The following is an 18,013-nucleotide window of genomic DNA, read 5'->3' on the forward strand; positions in this document are numbered from 1 at the left end:
CGCACCGGTGCCCGTATCGCTCTAACTCTTTGTTTTGACACAATTCCGGACAGAAAACCGTTTCACACTTTTCCTGGAATTGTTCTAATGTCCTCGACTCGCGGAGGATTGATCATGGAGCATAGCCGGCTGTCGAAGAAGGAGCGGCATGAGCTCATCCTGTCGGAAGTGCGCCGGTCGGCCTCGATCCGTATCTCCAGGCTCGCCATACGCCTTGGCGTCGCCGGCGAGACGATCCGTCGCGACCTTATCGAGCTTGGCGATGCGGGGCTGCTCAACCGAACCTATGGTGGCGCAACGATCTCGCTTGTGACATCCGAGCCGGTGATTGCCGAGCGCAGCCAGACCATGGTCGAGGAGCGTACCCGGATCGGGCGTGGCGCGGCCGGACTGGTCAAGAAAGGCCAGATCGTGATGATCGACGGAGGCTCGACAACCTACGAGGTGGCGCGCAATCTCTCGCAGTTGAGGCGCGACCTGACCGTCATCACCAACTCCATCGGGGTGGCCTCGGTAGCCGGCGCCAATCCGACTTTCCGGGTTGTCCTCTGCCCCGGCACCTATGACAGCCGCGAAGCCAGCGTGTTCGGCGAGGATACGGTCGAATTCATCAGGCGCTACAATGCCGACATTGCCATCATCGGCGCCTCAAGCCTGTCCGCGGATGGGCCCAGCGACATGATCTCGGGAGCAGCGGCGGTCAAGCGGGCGATGATCTCGCGAACGTTGTCGACAGCGCTGGTGGTGACCAACGACAAGTTCGGCCGCAACAGCCTCGAGCGCGTGTGCGGCCTCGGCGAGCTTTCCGACATCGTCACCGATCGCGAGCCGCAGCCGGCGCTGCGCGCCGTCATTGAAGCGGGCGGAACGGAACTTCACGTCTTTGGCGGCGGCTGAGCCTATCAGGCATCCCGGTTTGTCAGCGCGATATGACAACAGCCGGAGCCATGGCCCGGAGTCCAGGTGACATTGTCGAAACGCACGCCGGTCGCCTCGAACAGGCCTCGGTCGAAGGCGCCGGCAATGCGGCAGAGCGTGGCGAGTTTCTCATCTCCGACGCCGGCCTCGACCCAGGCGTCTTTCAGCGGGCAGCGTTTCACCTTGAAGGCGATATGGTCGTCGCCGCGTTCGACATCGGCCGGATACATCAGGCCGCCATCCGGGCTGACCGCCAGGAAGGCCTCGCCGATCGCGCGAGCGTCGTTAGCGCCGAAGCTGGCGAAAGCGACCGCCGCGACTTCCTTGCCGCGCTGTTCGATGGCGCGGATCATGATCGCCTCGGCCTGTTTGGCGCCCAGCTTCCCGGTCAGTTCTTCGAGGAACAGGCGGTATAGATCGGCTCGGTTGCGAAAAGCGGAATCGAGTTCGCGCGACAGTTTCTCGGCTCTGGCTTCGGAGTCGGTCATGATGCGTCTTGTGTGGTCCGGTTCAATCTCGGTGCGGCCGCCACCAGCGCCTTGCCGATGGCTGATTGCGGCGCGTCGATGACGGCGCAGGCATCGCCACTCTCGGCAATCCGCCCGGCATCGAGAAGGACGACGCGGTGGGCGATCGCCCTGATAACGCCGAGATCATGTGAAATGAAGAGATAGGCGATCCGTTCCTGGCGTTGCAGGTCAAGCAAAAGGTCGAGGATCTGTCCGCGCACGGAAACGTCGAGCGCCGACACCGCCTCGTCGAGCACGATCAGCGACGGCTTCGTCGCGACGGCGCGGGCAATGGCGACGCGCTGTCGCTGGCCACCGGAGATTTCGTGAATGGCGCGCGGGGCGAGATCAGCCGTCAGCCCGACCCGCTCCAGCAAGGCGGCGATGCGGCGCGGGCGCTCGGTGCGGGAGGCGATGCCATGAATGCGCAAGGGATCGTCGAGCACGCGCGCCACCGTGGCGCGCGGGTTGAAGGCGGCCAACGGGTCCTGGAACACCATCTGTAGGCTTGCGCGTCGCGCTCGCAGTGCTGCGCTGCGCAAGGCCAGGAAATCGTCGCCTTCGAAGTCGATGCGTCCGGCGTCCGGCTCGATCAATCGCAGCACCAGCCGCGCGATCGTCGACTTGCCGCTACCGGAGGGCCCGGCCAGCGCCAGCGTTTCGCCGGGGTCGATGTGAAAAGAGACATCGTCGACGGCTGCGATGGTCTTGTCGCCTCGACGGTAGCGTTTGGTGAGATTGGACACCGCCAGCAGGCTCATGCGTGGAGCCCGGCTCGGTTCAGCAATGGCTCTGCGTCGAGGCCGATATGGGCGTCGAGCAATGCGCGCGTATAGGGCTGGGTTGGGGCGCCGACAATCTGCGCAGTCGTCCCAAGCTCGACCAGTTGGCCATGACGGAAAACGGCAATGCGCTCGGCAAGCTCGGCCGCCAGCGCAATGTCATGGCTGATGAACAGCAGCGTCATGCCGTCCTCGGTCACCAATCGTCGGATCAAGGCAACGATCTCAGCCTGCACGATGGTGTCGAGCGCGCTGGTCGCCTCGTCGGCGATCAGCAATTTCGGACCGGCCGCAATGGCTGCGGCGATCGCCACACGCTGCTTCTGGCCGCCGGAGAGCTGGTGCGGGAAGGCGCGCAAGGCTGAGTCCGGGTCCGGCAGGCGGACCCGCTCGAGCAGGTGCTTTGCCTTCGCAAACGCCTGTGCCCATGTGAGGCCGAGATGAGTGCGCGCGACTTCGGCGATTTGTTTGCCGGCTGTCATGACAGGATCGAGGCTGGCGGAAGGGTCCTGAAAGACGAAGCCGATGTCGCGACCGCCGAGCGGCGCGTGGGCAAGGCCGGGCCACTCGATTCTTCCGCTGACCGCCGAAGACGCCGGCAACAGCCCGGCAATGGCCAGCGCCAGCGTGCTCTTGCCCGAACCGCTTTCGCCGATGATGGCGAGGCGTTCGCCACTGGCGATGCCGAGGTTGATACCCTTCAGCGCCGTCACCTCGCCGCCGTCGCGGCGGTAGGTCACCGTCAAGTCGCGGATCGTAGCCAGGGCGGTCACGACAGGCCTCTCCTGACCGCCGTCGTCTCGACGATGCCTTCACCGGCGAGATAGACGCCGAGCACGGTCAGCACCAGCGCTATGCCCGGGACGATCGACAGGAAGGGTGCGGTGCGCAGGACAGTGCGGCCTTCGGCGATCATGCCGCCCCAGGTGACCCGGTTGGGATCTCCCAAGCCGAGGAAGGACAAGGCCGCTTCGGTGAGGATCGCGGCGGCGACGATCACCGATGACATCGCCAGCACCGGAGGCAAGGCATTGGGCAGCACCTCGCGAAAGGCGATCGCCAGCGGGTGCATGCCGATGACCCTGGCCCCGGCGACATAATCGCGTTCGCGAATGGAGAGGACTTCCGCGCGGGCCACTCTGGCAGGTCCGGTCCAGGTGCCGAGCGCGATGGCAATCACGACGATGCCGAGCGACGGTCCGACGACGCTGACGAAGGCCAGCGCCAGCAGGAAGCTCGGCACGGTCTGGAAGGCGTCGGTGATGCGCATCAGCACCTCGTCGACGATGCCGCCGGCAAAGCCGGCCAATGTGCCGACCACCGCGCCGACGACAAGTGCGGCGGCCGCAGCCGTGAGCCCGACGGCCAGCGATGTGCGGGCGCCATGAAAGAGCTCGGCTAGCACGTTGCGGCCAAGCCGGTCGGTGCCGAGCGGCAGCGACCAATCCTGGAACGGCGGCAGCATTGCCGGTCCGGCGATGGCCTGCGGATCGCCGGGGAAGAGCAATGACGCCGACAGCGCCATGGCGATCAGCGCCGCCAGGAGGATGGCGCCGGCGAACGCCTCGGGCGTGCGCAGAAAGCGGCGGAGCGGGCTCATGCGTCAGCCTCGCTAGCGCCGACGCGCGGATCGAGGAAGACATAGGCAATGTCGACGGCAAGGTTGATGAAAATGACCAGGACGGCGCTGGTGAGAATAATCCCGAGCAGCAATGGGGTGTCCCGCGCGGCCACCGCTTCCTGCGCCAGTCGACCGAGGCCGGGTACGGAAAAGACGCTCTCGATGACGACGCTGCCGCCGAGCATCTGCGCAGACTGCAGGCCGAGCATGGTGACCAGCGGCAGCAGTGCGTTGCGGGCGACGTGGGCTAGCACGATGCGACGGCGTGACAATCCCTTGGCACGGGCGGCCAGCACGAAATCCAGGCGCCAGACCTCGGCCATGCCGGCGCGCATCATGCGCAGATAGAGCGCCAGATAGATGAAGCCGAGGGCGGAAACGGGCAGGACGAGATGGATGGCAATGTCGGCTGCGCGATCAAGGCCGGTCTTGTCAGAGGCTAGGGTTTCGATGCCGCCGATCGGCAGCCAGCGCAGGTCGACGGCAAAGACGACGATCAGCACCAGGCCGAGCCAGAAACCCGGTACGGCATAGAGCGCCAGCGAGCCGATCGACAGGAAGCGATCGCGGAAACTGCCTGGCCGCGCGCCGGCATAGATGCCGAGTGCCGAACCAAGCCCGAAGGAGAGCGCGGTGGCGCTGACCATCAACAGCAGCGTGTTGGGCAGGCGTTCGAGGATGACGTCGCGGATCGGTCGGGAGAACGTCACCGACTGGCCGAGATCGAGATGCAACAGAGCCCAGAGATAGTTGGCCAGCCGCGTCAGCTCCGACTGGTCGAGGCCCCAGCGATGGCGCAACAGCTCGATCATGCCGGCGTCGCCGCCGGTCGAGACGATATAGGCATCGACCGCGTCGCCCGGGGCCGCTTCGAGCAGCAGGAAGGTGCCGATGACGACGGTCAGCAGCACGAAGATGCTGCCGACGAGGCGACGGCGGAGCAGGGTCAGGGTCATGGCCGCCTTACCCTCCCCACAAGGGGGAGGGCAAAGCCGATGCCGCTATCCGGCAGGACAAGAGGGGGCGCGAAGGAACTCTCATTGTCGAACCTGAGCACCCGGACCGCTGATCTGCAAGTCTGGCGGTCAACCCGCCAGATACGTATCCGCCCAGTTCGACACCGCCCAGCGCGGGTTGTTGGCGATGTTGCCGACCGTGTCGCGGGCAACGCTGATAAAACTCCATTCGGCGACGTTGATCAGCGGCAGGTCGGTGGCCACCTCCTTCTGGAACTCCTTGTAGAGGTCGGTGCGGGCAGTGGTGTCGAGCGTCTCCGATGCCTTAGCGATCAGCGCATCGAGCGCGTCGTTCTTGTAGCCGCCCTGGTTGGAGAACGGCACGCCGTCCGGAATGCCGCTCTGCACCAGAATGGTGGTGGAGATCGCCGGGTCGCCGCGGAACACCGGCGGGCCGACCGCGAGGTCGAAGGCATGGTCGGTGTAGACCGCCTTGATGTGCGCGGCCGAGTCGTTGTTGACCAACTGAGCGTCGATGCCGATGGCGGCGAGCGCCTGGCGCAGATAGTCGCCGAACTGCTTGGTCTCGTTGAAATAGGGCGCCGGCAGCAGTTTTAGCGAGAATCGGTTGCCATCGGCACCTTTCTTGTAGCCGGCCTCGTCGAGCAGCGCGTTGGCCTTGGCGACGTCGAAGGCATAGGTCGGCACGTCGGCCGTGTAGAATTGCGGATCGTTCTTCGGCACCGGACCGGTGGCTGTCGCGGCATAGCCGAGGAACACCGTCTTGACGACGAAATCCTTGTCGATGGCGTGCGCGATCGCCTGGCGCACCTTCACGTCGGCCAGTTCCTTGCGACGATGGTTGATCTCGACGACGAGCTGATAGGTCAGCCCTTCATAGCCCTTGGAGATCACCTTCAGGCCCGGCACTTTCGAGATGCGGTCGAGGTCGGCCAGCGGCACGGCGGAGAAGGCTGCGAGCTGGATCTCTTCAGCCTCCAGCGCGCTCGCCGCGGACGTGCGATCCGGCAGCACCTGATAGATGATCTCGTCGAGATAGGGCTCGTCCTTGCTCCAGTAATCCGTGTTCTTCGCCAGCCGGTAATACTGGCCGGCCTTGTACTCGCCGAATTTGAACGGCCCGGTGCCGATGGGCGCGTTGTTGGCCGGGTTGTCCTCGATCTTGCCCACCTCGTAGATGTGCTTCGGCACCACGCTGCTTAGCGCCGGCAGCGCGTTGCGGATCAGCTGGAAGGGCGTCGGCTTGGCGAACTTGAACACGGCGGTGAGATCGTCCGGGGTGTCGACGCTGGCCAGATCCTTGAACACGGTGCGGCCGAGATTCTGCAGCGGCTTCCAGATCTGCAGCGCCGAGAAGGCGACGTCGGCCGAGGTGAACGGTTTGCCGTCATGCCATTTGACGCCGTCGCGCAGTTTGAACGTCACTGAGAGCCCGTCGGCAGCACCCTCCCAACTCAGCGCCAGCCGTGGAACGAGCCCGTCCTTGCCGTCGAAGGAGGCTTCGGCCAGCGTTTCGACGATCTTGCTGGAGATGAAGAACACGCCGTTGGAGGCGACGATCGCCGGATTGAGGTTGCGTGGTTCGGAATCGGCGGCAAGCACCAGGCGCCCGCCCTTCTTCGGCGTCTGCGCCCAGCCCGAAGTCGGCATGGCGGTGGAGGCCAGCAGCATTGCCGAGCCTGCCAGCATCGTGCGTCTGGAAATCGTGAAACCTGACATGATCGAACTCCGTCCTCTCCGCGACCCGGTCGGGTGCGCCAATACCCCTCAGACGCCGGCAAGCCCGCCGGCATCCTTGCGGCGGCGATTATGAGCCTTGCCGAGGGTTTCGCCAGAGACGGAATTGGCGCATCCTTGCTTGGCTTTGAAATTTTCGTCCGCTGGACCAGTTTGGAGGAAGTGGCTCAATTCGATCAGCCTGGTAGGACCAGATTGATCCGATATGCGACGGATGACGATATGGTGACATCGAGCGATGCCGTTTTTCCTATTTCTGGCTGGACCAGAATGGGCAAAATGGTGCAGGTTTGAGCCATAGCCAAGGGATCGGGAGCAGAACAGCCGGCGATCCCAGGCAATTCAGGGAGAGAAAAGATGAACATTGCTCCGGGCAAGAATGCCGTCGGCAATATCCCGTTCGACGAGGCAAGGGTCGACCGGCTGATGGAGGAGGCGGGCATCGATGTGCTGCTCGCCACCTCCAAGCACAACACGCAATACCTGCTGGGCGGCTACAAGTTCATCTTCTTTGCCGCCATGGATGCGATCGGCCACAGCCGATACCTGCCGATCGTCGTGTACGAAAAGGGCGGGCCGGACCATGCCGCCTATATCGGCAACCGCATGGAAGGCGGCGAGCATCAGAACAACCCGTTCTGGACGCCGACACTGCACGCCGCCTGCTGGGGCACGCTCGACGCTGCCAACCTCGCCGTCGAGCATCTGCAGAAGATTGGCAAGGCGGGCGCCCGCATCGGCATCGAGCCCGGCTTCCTGCCGTCGGACGCCTATACGTTGATCCGCAAGGCGTTGCCGGACGCCAGACCGATCGATGCGACCGGCATGCTTGAGAGCATGCGTGCCATCAAGACCGATGCCGAGCTGGAGAAGCTGCGCACCGCCTCCGAACTGATCACGGAATCCATGCTGGCGACCATTGCCGGGGCACGCGAAGGCACGACCAAGAGCGAGATCATCGAGCGGCTGCGGCGCGAGGAAACCAATCGCGGCATCCATTTCGAATATTGCCTGCTGACGCTGGGTTCCAGCCACAACCGCGCCGCCTCACCGCAGGCGTGGAAGCAAGGCGAGGTGCTGTCGATCGATTCCGGCGGCAACTATCACGGCTATATCGGCGACCTCTGCCGGATGGGGATTCTCGGCGAACCGGATGCCGAACTCGAAGATCTGCTGGCCGAGGTCGAAACGGTGCAGCAGGCAGCCTTCTCCAAGGTCAAGGCGGGCATATTGGGCGGCGACATGATTTCACACGCGGAGGGCGTGCTGAAAGCCTCGAAGGTCGCGGCCTACACGGATTTCTTCGCCCATGGCATGGGGCTGATCACGCACGAGGCGCCGTTCCTGATGACCAACCATCCAGTCACCTACGAAGGCACTTATGCGGCAAAGCCGCTGGAGAAGAACATGGTGTTGTCGGTGGAGACAACCATGCTTCACCCGACGCGCGGCTTCATCAAGCTGGAAGATACGGTTGCCGTGACTGACACCGGCTATGTGATGTTCGGCGACCGTGGCAGGGGGTGGAACAGGGGTGCGACCGCCTAGCTGGTACTGAGGCTGCTGCCCCCTCACCCGGATTGCCATCCGAATTGCGAAGAGCAATTCGGGGCAATCCAACCTCTCCCCAAGGGGAGAGGAGGGAGCCGGCGATGATGCTCGTCTCTTCTCCCCTTGGGGAGAAGGTGGCCGCGAAGCGGTCGGATGAGGGGGCCTCCCAGCAAACGCGGGACGGAGGAAGATCACTGCCCCGCCGGGATCAGCCTGAAATCCGGCAATTCCCGCAGGACCAGCTCCGGGCCGGCCGGCGAATAGACGACGAAAAGCTGCATCGGCCCGTCACCGGTGTTGAGCGTCGAATGAAAGCGGCTTTCCGGCACGTAGATAGTGCAGCCGGGGCCGACCTTCTCGACCATCGGAATGCCCTTCTCGTCCTCGACCATCTGTTCGCCATGGCCTGAGATGACGAAGATGATTTCTTCCGCGCCCGGATGGTTGTGGCGCGTGTGGCCCTTGCCCGACGGCAGGTCGACGACCCCGCCGGAAAACCGGGTCGCGCCATTCATTTCAGGCGCTACCGTCAGCGCCAATTTTCCCCAGTCGAAGCCGAAGGCGCTGACGTCCTTCGGGTAGACAAATATCTTGCTCTTGTCGGTCATCGTCTCATCATCCCTTCTTTTTCTTCGTGGCCGTCTCGCTGCCAAGTGTCACCGCCTTGAAATCGGCCGTCTGCTTGGCGATCGCCGCCTCGGCCGGCAGCCGTTCCATCGAGCTGGCGCCATAGAAGCCATGCAGGCCCTTGGCATGGGAGAGAATGTAGCGGGCGTCGTCGGGCATCGAGATCGGCCCGCCATGGCAAAGCAGGATGACGTCCTTGCGCACCGAGCGTGCCGCATTGGCAATGGCGTCGATCTCGAGAACGCAGTCGTCGAGCGACTTGGCGGAGGTGGCGCCAATCGAGCCGCCTGTCGTCACGCCCATATGGGCGACGACGATGTCGGCGCCGGCCTTGGTCATGGCGCGGGCCTCATCCGGGTTGAAGACATAGGGCGTGGTCAACAGGTCGAGCTTGTGCGCCTCGGCGATCATGTCGACCTCGAGCCCGAAGCCCATGCCGGTCTCTTCGAAGCTCTGCCGCATCTGGCCGTCAAACAGGCCGATGGTGGGAAAATTCTGCACGCCGGAAAAGCCCATTGTCTTCAGCTCTGCCAGCAGCAGCGGCATGATGACGAAGGGATCGGTGCCGTTGACGCCGGCCAGCACCGGCGTCTTCTTGACCACCGGTAGCACCTCGTAGGCCATCTCCTTGACGATCTCGTTGGCGTTGCCATAGGCGAGCAGGCCAGCGGCCGAGCCGCGCCCGGCCATGCGGTAGCGGCCGGAATTGTAGATGATGATGAGGTCGATACCGCCGGCTTCCTCCGCTTTGGCCGACAGGCCGGTGCCGGCGCCGCCGCCGACGATCGGCACGCCCTTGTCGATCATTCCCCGGAACCTCTTCAGTATGTCCTTGCGCGGTATGGCGGGCATTTTTTGGGATCTCTCACTGTCTGGCGATGTCGAGGAAGGCCGATGTTGCAGCCTTTGCGAATTCCGGGTCGTTGATGTGGAGCGGAAGGCGCGTCACGCGCCGCAGGTCATTCGGCCTGATGGTGCGCTCGATGGCTTCGAAGAGAACAGCGTCGGCTTCCGGGTCGAAGAAGGCGCCGCCTTCGATGTCGAGCGCCGAGACGCCTTTTTCTGGAATGAGAAAATGCACTGGCCCCTCGCAGCGAGCGAGCCTGGTGCCGATCCATTCGCCGATCGCACGGCATTCCTGCGCCGTGGTGCGCATCAGCGTGACGTTGGGATTGTGCTCGTAGAACAGCCGGTCGCGATGGTGTTCCGGGATGGTCGAAGGCGCCCAGAAGTTCACCATGTCGAGCGCGCCGACCGAACCGACATAGGGCAGCCGGGTGCGGGCGATCGCGCCAAAACGGTCCTCGGTTGCCGGCAGGACGCCGCCGAACAGGAGATCGCAAACTTCGGTCGTGGTGATGTCGATGATCCCGGACAGCAGGCCGCTGTCGGCCAGCTTCTCCATGCTGCGGCCGCCAGTGCCGGTGGCGTGGAAGACCATGCAGTCGTAGGCAGAACGGAGCTGGTCGGCGATGGCCGTCACGCAAGGCGTGGTGACGCCGAACATGGTGAGGCCGATCGACGGCTTGCCGTCGGGCGGCGGCGCCGGGCTGGCCGCCATGCCTGATATGGCTCGAGCCGCGTTGTGCAAGACAACGCGGGAGAGCCGGTTCAGTCCGGCCATGTCGGTTACAGCGGGCATCATGATGATGTCGGAGACATCGACGTAGGGAGCGGTGTCGCCGGAGGCAAGCGTCGAGACCATGATCTTGGGCAGGCCGAGCGGCAGCGCGCGCATGCCCGACGTGATGATCGATGTGCCGCCGCCGCCGCCAATGCCGATCATCCCGCCGATATCATTGCGCGATTGAACGAAGCGGGCGAAGGCGACGCCCATTGCGGCAATCGCGGTGCCGCGGTCGTCGATATCAAGCACGGCGCCGCGACCGTCGGGGTGGTGGCCGGCAATTTCCTTTGCGGTGATGTCGACGGGAATGGTTGCGTCGCGCGTCCCGACATCGACGCGGGACACCGCTGCGCCCGCAGCAGTGATCGCATCGGCCAGGAAGGCAAGTTCTTCGCCCTTGGTGTCGGCGGTGCCCACCACATAGATGCGCTTCATCGCGTTTCCCTGCCGGCTGTTTGCCCGGCCTTTCCGCAAGCGAAGGCCATTGCAATTTTTTGAGACGCGCGTATCGTATTGATATGGATGTCTCACGTCAACAATCCACGGCGAGCGACGACACTGAGCGAGGAAACGGCCAGGCGATAGAGCGCGGGCCGCGCGCACGCACGAAACGGCTGATGCTGGAGACAGCAACAAGGCTGATGCAGGCGGGCGTCACGCCCTCGGTCAGCGAGGTCGCCGAGGCGGCTGAGGTTTCCCGTGCCACTGCCTATCGTTATTTCCCGAGCCAGGCCGCGTTGGTGCAAGCGGTGGTCGACGAGGGACTGGGGCCAATCCTGACCTGGCAATCGACCTCCGCCGATGCCGAACGACGGGTCGCCGAGCTGTTCGACACGGCCATGCCGCGCATCGAGGCCTTCGAAGCCACGTTCAAGGCAGCGCTGAAGCTGTCGCTCGATCAATGGGCGCGGCGTCAGGCCGGCACGCTGGGTGGCGAGCCGGCTTTCACGCGCGGCCACCGCATCGACTTGCTGAAAGAGGCGATCGCGCCCCTCAAGGGCCGTTTGCCGCCGCGAGACTTCAAGCGGCTGGCGCAGGCGCTGTCGCTGATGTTCGGTGTCGAGGTGCTGATCGTGCTCAAGGATATATGGGGGCTGGACAGTCGCCGGACGATGTCGGTCGCGCAATGGGCGGCCGGGGCGCTGGTGCGTGCGGCGGTCGCGGAATCGATCGGCGACGAACACAGCATCGATCCGACGGCAGCCATGAAATAGCCCTATCTGGTTCGACCAGATTTGCATGTCGACTACTGATCTTAACCGCAGTGCGGGGTACCGGACAACACCCACGCGTATCACTGAGTAGGAAAATCTTGGTAAAACAGGCAGATAAAGCCGGAATCCGATAGCAATGGGCAAGTCGAGCTGCCAAGAAAGGGCTTGACGCGCATGCAGAATTGGTAATACCAGATCAGACAAGAAAAGCGGATCGAAAGTGAGGGCTGCGATCCATTTTCCGGCAGGGCGAGGAGGCTCGGAACCGGAAAGGTGCGATCACGGGAGGAACTACCAGGGCCGGCCCCGTTGCCGGCTCGCATGACAAGGTAGAATGCGCACAAGGGAGGAAATCATTATGCGCAAGTTAGTGACCAGCGTACTTGCTGGTATCGGCTTAACGCTTGCCTGCGGAACGTCCGTTTACGCGCAGGAAAAGTCACTCACCATCTTCTGGGCCGAATGGGATCCGGCCAACTATCTGCAGGAACTCGGCAACGAGTACGAGAAGGAAACCGGCGTCAAGATCACGGTGGAAACCACACCTTGGTCCGACTTCCAGACCAAGGCCTTCACCGAGTTCAACGCCCATGGCGACGCCTACGATCTGGTCGTTGGCGACTCGCAATGGCTCGGCGCCGGCTCGACCGGTGGCCACTATGTCGACCTGACAGACTTCTTCAAGAAGCATGACCTCGGCAATGTCATGGCACCGGCGACGGTGAAATATTACTCCGAGTATCCCGGCAACAGCGGCAAATACTGGGCAATCCCGCTCGAAGGCGATGCGGTCGGCTGGTCCTATCGCAAGGACTGGTTCGAGGATCCCAAGGAAAAGGAAGCCTTCAAGGCCAAGTATGGTTACGACCTCGACGTGCCGAAGGATTTCAAGGCACTGCGTGACATCGCCGAATTCTTCTACCGGCCGGATCAGAAGAAATACGGCATCGCCATCTATACCGACAACTCCTACGACGCGATGGCGATGGGCTTCGAGAATGCGCTGTTCTCCTATGGCGGCGATCTGGGCGACTATTCGACCTACAAGGTCGACGGCCATATCAACTCCGAGAAGGCCGTGGCGGCGCTCGACGCCTACAAGGAACTCTACAAGTTCACCCCTCCGGGCTGGGCCAAGTCGTTCTTTGTCGAAGACAACCAGGCGATCACCGAAAACCTGGCCGCGATGAGCATGAACTTCTTCGCGTTCTTCCCCTCGCTGATCAACGAGGCGTCGAACCCGAACGCCAAGAACACCGGCTTCTTCGCCAATCCTCCCGGCCCGAACGGCGATCAGTTCGCCGCGCTCGGCGGGCAAGGCATCTCCATCGTCTCCTACTCGCAGAAGCAGGAAGAGGCGACGAAGTTCCTGGAATGGTTCATCAAGGACGAGACCCAGAAGAAGTGGGCGGCACTCGGCGGCTACACCTGTAGTGCGGCCGTGCTGAAGTCGGCTGAATTCCAGAATGCCACGCCCTACAACAAGGCCTTCTATGAGACCATGTTCAAGGTGAAGGATTTCTGGGCGGTGCCGGAATATGCCGAACTGCTGCAGCAGCTTAACCAGCGCGTCTATCCTTACATGATCGGCGGCGAAGGCACCGCCAAGGAAACGCTGGACGCACTGGCTGCCGACTGGAACGCGACCTTCAAGAAGTACGGCCGCGGTCAATAATATCGTGTCTCACGGAGGGGGCGTTGGTGCCTCCTCCGTTTCTTTTTCTGCAAACGGGAGCAGGGTCTTGGCGACCACGATGATCACCACACTGGACAGGTCTTCAAGAGCGGCCGCACGCGGCCTCAGCGACATCTCGATCCGCAACCTCTTCATCATTCCGACGGTCCTGTTCCTGATCGTCTTCAACATCTTTCCGCTGATCTATTCGCTCGGCTATTCCTTCACCGATTTTAGAGCGTCGACCAACGCGCCGGCGAACTTCGTCGGGCTGCAGAACTATCGCGACCTGCTCAACGACCCGTTCGTGTGGAACAATTTCGCCATCACGGCCAAATACGTCATCGTCTCGGTCGCCGGCCAGTTGTTCGTCGGCTTCGGTGTGGCGATGCTGCTCAACCGTGACATTCCCTTGAAGGGATTGCTGACGACGCTGCTTTTGCTGCCGATGATGCTCTCGATGGCCGTCGTCGGCCTGTTCTGGAAACTGCTCTACGATCCGTCATGGGGGGTCATCAATTATTTCCTCGGGCTCGGCAACTTCGAGTGGCTCGCGGACCCCAAGATGGCGCTCTACGCCGTCGCGCTCACCGACATCTGGATGTGGTCGCCCTTCGTTATGTTGCTGTCGCTGGCCGGCCTCTCGGCGGTGCCGAAGCATCTCTACGAAGCCGCCGCGATCGATCGGGCCGGGCCGTTCTACACCTTCTTCCGCATCACGCTGCCACTGGTGGCGCCGATCCTGATGATCGCCGTCATCTTCCGTACCATGGAAGCGTTCAAGACATTCGATCTTGCCTACATCCTGACCAGCCAGCCGACAGCCGAGCTGATCTCGATCCGGCTCTACAAGATGGCGTTCCAGGAATGGCAGACTGGGCGCTCCTGCGCGCTCGCCTACATCGTGCTGATCATGGTGCTGGCCATCACCAACATCTACGTCAAATACCTCAACAAGGTGAAGGAGCGCTGAGATGGCCGCCGTCCGCACTTCTTCCGAAATCGGTCTCAATCGCGTCGCCATCGTCGCGGTGCTGGTGGTGACGATCATCTTCCTGGCGCCGATCTACTGGATCGCCTCGACGGCGTTCAAGCCGCGCAATCTCGCCACCACCATCCCACCGACGGTCGTCTTCCAGCCGGAAATATCGCCGTTCGTGAAGCTGTTCACCAAGCGCTCGCAAATGCGCAGCCCGCCGACACCGGAAGAGTATGCGGCCGCCCCGTGGTGGGAGCGCGTCGTCTTCGACGGCGGCGAGAAGATCGTACGCGACGGCAAGGGCCAGGTGCAGTGGTCGGGATATCCGAGCCGTTTCCTGAACTCGCTGATCATCGCCATCACCTCGACCGTGCTGGCGGTCGGCATGGGAACGTTCACCGCCTATGGCTTCTCGCGCTTCAAGGTGAAGGGCGAGGCGGACCTGCTCTTCTTCATCCTGTCGACACGCATGCTGCCGCCGGTGGTGGTGGCGATCCCGATGTTCCTGATGTACCGGGCGGTCGGGCTCAACGATTCCCATATCGGGCTGATCATCCTCTACACCGCCTTCAACCTGTCCTTCTCGGTGTGGCTGATGAAGGGCTTCATGGACGAGATCCCGAAAGAGTATGAAGAGGCGGCCCTCGTCGACGGCTACACGCGCATGGAGGCCTTCTTCAAGATCGTGCTGCCAGAGGCCGCCACAGGTATCGCCGCCACCGCCGTGTTTTGCTTCATCACGGCGTGGAACGAGTATGCTTTCGCGCTGATCATGACCAACCGCCGCGCCCAGACGGCTCCGCCGTTCATCCCCAGCCAGGTCGGCTCCGGCCTGCCGGACTGGACGGTGATTGCCGCCGGAACCTTCCTGTTCCTGTTGCCGGTCGCGATCTTCACCTTCCTGCTTCGTAATCATCTGTTGCGCGGCATGTCCTTCGGAGCAATCCGCAAATGAGCTTTCGCGCCATCAATCAGAAGTATCTGGAGCCGGGTTCGCAGGTGCTGATGGTGCTCGGCATCATCGCGCTCTGCCAGCCCTGGAACCTGCTGTTGCATACCTACGGTCTGACCATCACCCTGATCGGCTTGATCGGCTTCAACATCACCTCGAAGATCGCGCCTGAGGAGAAGGCCGGCACCGGCCAGGTGCGAAATCCGGGAGCACAGCATTGACCCAGATCGAGCTTCGCGGCGTCCAGAAATTCTTCGGCGCCGTCCAGGTCATCAAGGACCTCAACCTGAAGATCAGCGACAACGAGTTCATCGTTCTGCTCGGCCAGTCGGGCTGCGGCAAGACGACGACGCTGCGCGCCATCGCCGGACTGGAGACGATCGACGAAGGCGACATCCTCATCGACGGCAAACCGATCCAGCATCTGAAGGCCGCCGACCGCGACATCGCAATGGTCTTCCAGTCATTCTCGCTCTATCCGCATATGAGCGTCTACGAGAACATCGCCTTCCCTTTGCGTGCCACGCGCAAGAGCAAGGCCGAGATCGAGCAGGAAGTGCGTTCGGTCGCCAAGACGCTGCAGATCAGCGAATTGCTCGACAAGAAGCCGTCGGCGCTTTCGGGCGGCGACATGCAGCGTGTGGCCATTGGCCGGGCGCTGGTGCGGCGGCCGAAGGCGATGCTGATGGATGAACCGATCGGCGCGCTCGACGCCAAGCTGCGCGAGGAGATGCGGGCGGAGATCAAGCGGCTTCATATCAAGCAGGGCTCGACGACCATCTATGTCACGCACGACCAGATCGAGGCGATGAGCCTCGCCGACCGCATCGTCATCATGCATGAAGGCGTGCTGCAGCAGGTCGGCTCGCCGGACGAGGTCTATTCGCGTCCGGCAAACCTGTTCGTGGCGCAATTCGTCGGCAGTCCGGTGATGAACGTCGCCGATGCGGCGGTGGCAGAGACAGCGTCCTCGGTCTCGGTGATGGTCGGCGGGGCTGCCGCCGGCTTCGAGTTCCCGCGGGCGCTGCTGTCGAAGCTCAATGGCCATGCCGGCGGCCAGCTGGCGCTCGGCATCCGGCCGGAAGGCGTGCTCATCCGCCGCGATGCGGCCGACGGGTTCCTGCCGGTCGAGACGCAGATCGTCGAGCCGCTTGGCTCCTTCGACATCGTCGACCTCAAGGTCGGCTCCAAGATGCTGCGCGCGCGCACCAAGAGCGGCTTCGTCAGCGGTCCCGGCGAGAAGGTGTTTGCCAGGATCGATCCGGCCCAGGCGCATTTCTTCGACACGGCAAGCGGCAAGTCGCTGGGGGTGAGACTCTGATGGCCCATATCCAGCTGAAAAACATCTCGAAGACCTTTGGCAACCACACCGCCTTGACCGGGCTCGATCTCGACATAGCCGATGGCGAGTTCTTCGTGCTGCTGGGCGAGACGGGCGCCGGCAAAACGACGACATTGCGGTTGATCGCCGGGCTGGAAAAGCCCAGCGAAGGCCAGGTCTTCATCGATGGCGTCGACGTTGCCGACTGGGGTGCGGCCGAGCGTGACGTGGCGCTGGTGCTGCAGCAATATTCGCTCTATCCGCGCTACACGGTGCGCGAAAATCTCGAGTTCCCGCTGAAGCCGAAGATCCGCCGGCTGCCCGACGCCGAGATCAAGGATCGCGTCGACCGCGCCGCCCGCACGCTGAGGATCGAGCATCTGCTCGATCGCAAGACCGACAAGCTGTCCGGCGGCGAGATGCAGCGCGTCTCCATCGGCCGCGCCATCGTGCGCAAGCCGCGCGTGTTCCTGATGGATGAGCCGCTGTCGGCGCTCGACGCCAAGCTGCGCGAGGCGCTCCGCACGGAACTGAAGAACCTGCAGATGCAGCTCGGCGCCACCTTCCTGTTCGTCACCCATGATCAGATCGAAGCGATGTCGATGGGCGACAAGGTTGGCGTGCTCAACCATGGCCGTATCGTCCAGACCGGCACGCCGCACGAGATCTACAACAATCCGCGCGACACCTATGTGGCAAGCTTCGTCGGCTCGCCGCCGATGAACCTCATCGACGGCAAGCTAGTCAACGGCCGCGCGGTGATGGCGCCGTTGAATTTCGAACTGCCTTTTTCGGGGGCTGCGAAGGCGAGTGCGGCGACCGATGGTCGCCCGCTCGTCTTCGGCATTCGTCCCGAGGACGTCTATCTCGAGAGCGGCGCGCCGGTGGAGGCGCGCGTCCACGATGTCGAGAACCATGGCGTCGAAAAGATCCTGACGCTGCGCGTCGGCGACGCGACGCTGCGTGCCACCGTGCCGGCCAGGACCGATGTCGCCATCGAGCAAGCGGTGCGCTTCGCCTGGAACCCGGACAAGGTGGTGCTATTCGACAAGGGCAGCGGCGTCAGCTTGCGGCACGCGTCATAGGCCCGCCTATTTCGGCAGGTAGGTTTCGTAGGGCGTGTCGTTGATCAGCAGGATCACGCATTCGGTGTCGGAGAGGCAGGCATCGTCATGCATCTCATTGGCCTTCTGGGTCCAGTAGGATCCCGGAGGCAGTTCGACCTTGGTCGCCTCGCCGCCATCCATCTGCCAGTGCGCCCACAGGCCCTGGATGACCACTGCGCGGTAGTCGGCGGTGTGCGCGTGAACCGGCGCGCGCCAGTTGCCCGGGACTTTCAGCAACGTTCCCGCCGGGCCCTTGGCCCTTTCGCCCCATAGCGGCCCGAGGCGCTGCGGCTGGTCCGGTGCCTCGGCGACATAGGGGATCTTGTCGGTCGGCAGGTAGCTGTCCTCCAGGGCAAAGGCGCGCCCGGAGGCCACGAGCATGGCGGCGAACGCCAGGACCTTCAGATGATTTGGCAT

Annotated in this window: 20 protein-coding genes; 10 read left to right on the forward strand and 10 right to left on the reverse strand. The window is 63.2% G+C overall.

Going from position 1 to position 18,013, the window contains the following annotated elements:
• Positions 1-114: 114 nt before the first annotated feature.
• Complete coding sequence (locus tag C8D77_RS00480; RefSeq protein WP_109658656.1) at positions 115-897, forward strand: DeoR/GlpR family DNA-binding transcription regulator; 783 nt, start codon at positions 115-117, stop codon at positions 895-897.
• A gap of 5 nt (positions 898-902) precedes the next feature.
• Here the strand turns inward: C8D77_RS00480 and C8D77_RS00485 are convergent, their stop codons facing one another.
• From C8D77_RS00485 to C8D77_RS00510, 6 genes are all read right to left on the reverse strand, one after another.
• Complete coding sequence (locus tag C8D77_RS00485) at positions 903-1,406, reverse strand: L-2-amino-thiazoline-4-carboxylic acid hydrolase (protein WP_109658657.1); 504 nt, start codon at positions 1,404-1,406, stop codon at positions 903-905.
• Positions 1,403-2,188: an ABC transporter ATP-binding protein gene (locus C8D77_RS00490; protein ID WP_109658658.1), complete on the reverse strand. Its 786-nt coding sequence runs from the start codon at positions 2,186-2,188 to the stop codon at positions 1,403-1,405. Before C8D77_RS00490 ends, C8D77_RS00485 begins: the two co-directional genes overlap by 4 nt.
• Entirely contained in the window at positions 2,185-2,982 is a 798-nt protein-coding gene (locus tag C8D77_RS00495; protein WP_170136640.1) for an ABC transporter ATP-binding protein, read from the reverse strand. Before C8D77_RS00495 ends, C8D77_RS00490 begins: the two co-directional genes overlap by 4 nt.
• The gene (locus C8D77_RS00500; protein WP_109658659.1) at positions 2,979-3,809 is read right to left on the reverse strand and encodes an ABC transporter permease; all 831 of its coding nucleotides are present in this window, start codon (positions 3,807-3,809) and stop codon (positions 2,979-2,981) included. Before C8D77_RS00500 ends, C8D77_RS00495 begins: the two co-directional genes overlap by 4 nt.
• Complete coding sequence (locus tag C8D77_RS00505) at positions 3,806-4,786, reverse strand: ABC transporter permease (protein WP_109658660.1); 981 nt, start codon at positions 4,784-4,786, stop codon at positions 3,806-3,808. Before C8D77_RS00505 ends, C8D77_RS00500 begins: the two co-directional genes overlap by 4 nt.
• A 129-nt stretch (positions 4,787-4,915) precedes the next feature.
• A complete protein-coding gene (locus tag C8D77_RS00510) occupies positions 4,916-6,526 on the reverse strand; it encodes an ABC transporter substrate-binding protein (RefSeq protein WP_109658661.1) in 1,611 nt (536 codons plus the stop codon).
• A gap of 90 nt (positions 6,527-6,616) precedes the next feature.
• Here C8D77_RS00510 and C8D77_RS00515 point away from each other — a divergent pair, with 90 nt between their 5' ends.
• The gene (locus tag C8D77_RS00515; RefSeq protein WP_126070600.1) at positions 6,617-6,838 is read left to right on the forward strand and encodes a hypothetical protein; all 222 of its coding nucleotides are present in this window, start codon (positions 6,617-6,619) and stop codon (positions 6,836-6,838) included.
• A 63-nt stretch (positions 6,839-6,901) separates the two neighbouring features.
• Entirely contained in the window at positions 6,902-8,092 is a 1,191-nt protein-coding gene (locus C8D77_RS00520) for a M24 family metallopeptidase (RefSeq protein WP_109658663.1), read from the forward strand.
• Positions 8,093-8,286: 194 nt separating this feature from the next.
• Here C8D77_RS00520 and C8D77_RS00525 read toward each other — a convergent pair whose 3' ends face one another.
• From C8D77_RS00525 to C8D77_RS00535, 3 genes are read right to left on the reverse strand one after another with little or no spacing between them, the layout of a single operon-like run.
• Positions 8,287-8,703, reverse strand: a complete 417-nt coding sequence (locus tag C8D77_RS00525; RefSeq protein WP_109658664.1) for a cupin domain-containing protein — start codon at positions 8,701-8,703, stop codon at positions 8,287-8,289.
• A gap of 7 nt (positions 8,704-8,710) precedes the next feature.
• Complete coding sequence (locus tag C8D77_RS00530) at positions 8,711-9,574, reverse strand: phosphoenolpyruvate hydrolase family protein (protein WP_109658665.1); 864 nt, start codon at positions 9,572-9,574, stop codon at positions 8,711-8,713.
• 13 nt (positions 9,575-9,587) lie between these two features.
• Complete coding sequence (locus C8D77_RS00535) at positions 9,588-10,784, reverse strand: Tm-1-like ATP-binding domain-containing protein (protein ID WP_109661106.1); 1,197 nt, start codon at positions 10,782-10,784, stop codon at positions 9,588-9,590.
• A gap of 83 nt (positions 10,785-10,867) precedes the next feature.
• On the opposite strand from C8D77_RS00535, the gene C8D77_RS00540 reads away from it, so the two are divergent.
• The 7 genes from C8D77_RS00540 (at position 10,868) to C8D77_RS00570 (ending at position 17,575) form a co-directional block, all read left to right on the forward strand.
• Positions 10,868-11,563 (forward strand): TetR/AcrR family transcriptional regulator, encoded by a 696-nt coding sequence (locus tag C8D77_RS00540; protein ID WP_109658666.1) that lies wholly within the window; start codon positions 10,868-10,870, stop codon positions 11,561-11,563.
• A gap of 358 nt (positions 11,564-11,921) precedes the next feature.
• On the forward strand, positions 11,922-13,238 hold the full coding sequence (locus tag C8D77_RS00545) for an ABC transporter substrate-binding protein (protein WP_109658667.1): 1,317 nt from the start codon (positions 11,922-11,924) through the stop codon (positions 13,236-13,238).
• Between the two features lie 67 nt (positions 13,239-13,305).
• Positions 13,306-14,211: a carbohydrate ABC transporter permease gene (locus C8D77_RS00550; protein ID WP_109658668.1), complete on the forward strand. Its 906-nt coding sequence runs from the start codon at positions 13,306-13,308 to the stop codon at positions 14,209-14,211.
• 1 nt (position 14,212) lies between these two features.
• Positions 14,213-15,172, forward strand: coding sequence for a carbohydrate ABC transporter permease (locus C8D77_RS00555; protein WP_109658669.1), 960 nt, complete (start codon positions 14,213-14,215; stop codon positions 15,170-15,172).
• Positions 15,169-15,390, forward strand: a complete 222-nt coding sequence (locus C8D77_RS00560) for a hypothetical protein (protein WP_109658670.1) — start codon at positions 15,169-15,171, stop codon at positions 15,388-15,390. Before C8D77_RS00555 ends, C8D77_RS00560 begins: the two co-directional genes overlap by 4 nt.
• Positions 15,387-16,490: an ABC transporter ATP-binding protein gene (locus tag C8D77_RS00565; RefSeq protein WP_109658671.1), complete on the forward strand. Its 1,104-nt coding sequence runs from the start codon at positions 15,387-15,389 to the stop codon at positions 16,488-16,490. The genes C8D77_RS00560 and C8D77_RS00565 overlap by 4 nt, the downstream gene beginning before the upstream one ends.
• Positions 16,490-17,575 carry an ABC transporter ATP-binding protein gene (locus C8D77_RS00570; RefSeq protein ID WP_109658672.1) on the forward strand — a complete coding sequence of 362 codons (1,086 nt, stop codon included), beginning with the start codon at positions 16,490-16,492 and terminating at the stop codon, positions 17,573-17,575. Before C8D77_RS00565 ends, C8D77_RS00570 begins: the two co-directional genes overlap by 1 nt.
• Positions 17,576-17,581: 6 nt before the next feature.
• Here C8D77_RS00570 and C8D77_RS00575 read toward each other — a convergent pair whose 3' ends face one another.
• Complete coding sequence (locus C8D77_RS00575) at positions 17,582-18,013, reverse strand: DUF4437 domain-containing protein (RefSeq protein WP_109658673.1); 432 nt, start codon at positions 18,011-18,013, stop codon at positions 17,582-17,584.

The sequence above is a fragment of the Mesorhizobium loti genome, assembly GCF_003148495.1.
Lineage (GTDB): Bacteria > Pseudomonadota > Alphaproteobacteria > Rhizobiales > Rhizobiaceae > Mesorhizobium > Mesorhizobium loti.

Coding starts and splice junctions, on each gene's coding strand:
- C8D77_RS00480 (WP_109658656.1), top strand. CDS start 115: ATGGAGCATAGCCGGCTGTCGAAGAAGGAGCGGCATGAGCTCATCCTG.
- C8D77_RS00485 (WP_109658657.1), bottom strand. CDS start 1,406: ATGACCGACTCCGAAGCCAGAGCCGAGAAACTGTCGCGCGAACTCGAT.
- C8D77_RS00490 (WP_109658658.1), bottom strand. CDS start 2,188: ATGAGCCTGCTGGCGGTGTCCAATCTCACCAAACGCTACCGTCGAGGC.
- C8D77_RS00500 (WP_109658659.1), bottom strand. CDS start 3,809: ATGAGCCCGCTCCGCCGCTTTCTGCGCACGCCCGAGGCGTTCGCCGGC.
- C8D77_RS00505 (WP_109658660.1), bottom strand. CDS start 4,786: ATGACCCTGACCCTGCTCCGCCGTCGCCTCGTCGGCAGCATCTTCGTG.
- C8D77_RS00510 (WP_109658661.1), bottom strand. CDS start 6,526: ATGTCAGGTTTCACGATTTCCAGACGCACGATGCTGGCAGGCTCGGCA.
- C8D77_RS00515 (WP_126070600.1), top strand. CDS start 6,617: ATGAGCCTTGCCGAGGGTTTCGCCAGAGACGGAATTGGCGCATCCTTG.
- C8D77_RS00520 (WP_109658663.1), top strand. CDS start 6,902: ATGAACATTGCTCCGGGCAAGAATGCCGTCGGCAATATCCCGTTCGAC.
- C8D77_RS00525 (WP_109658664.1), bottom strand. CDS start 8,703: ATGACCGACAAGAGCAAGATATTTGTCTACCCGAAGGACGTCAGCGCC.
- C8D77_RS00530 (WP_109658665.1), bottom strand. CDS start 9,574: ATGCCCGCCATACCGCGCAAGGACATACTGAAGAGGTTCCGGGGAATG.
- C8D77_RS00535 (WP_109661106.1), bottom strand. CDS start 10,784: ATGAAGCGCATCTATGTGGTGGGCACCGCCGACACCAAGGGCGAAGAA.
- C8D77_RS00540 (WP_109658666.1), top strand. CDS start 10,868: ATGGATGTCTCACGTCAACAATCCACGGCGAGCGACGACACTGAGCGA.
- C8D77_RS00545 (WP_109658667.1), top strand. CDS start 11,922: ATGCGCAAGTTAGTGACCAGCGTACTTGCTGGTATCGGCTTAACGCTT.
- C8D77_RS00555 (WP_109658669.1), top strand. CDS start 14,213: ATGGCCGCCGTCCGCACTTCTTCCGAAATCGGTCTCAATCGCGTCGCC.
- C8D77_RS00560 (WP_109658670.1), top strand. CDS start 15,169: ATGAGCTTTCGCGCCATCAATCAGAAGTATCTGGAGCCGGGTTCGCAG.
- C8D77_RS00570 (WP_109658672.1), top strand. CDS start 16,490: ATGGCCCATATCCAGCTGAAAAACATCTCGAAGACCTTTGGCAACCAC.
- C8D77_RS00575 (WP_109658673.1), bottom strand. CDS start 18,013: ATGCCAAATCATCTGAAGGTCCTGGCGTTCGCCGCCATGCTCGTGGCC.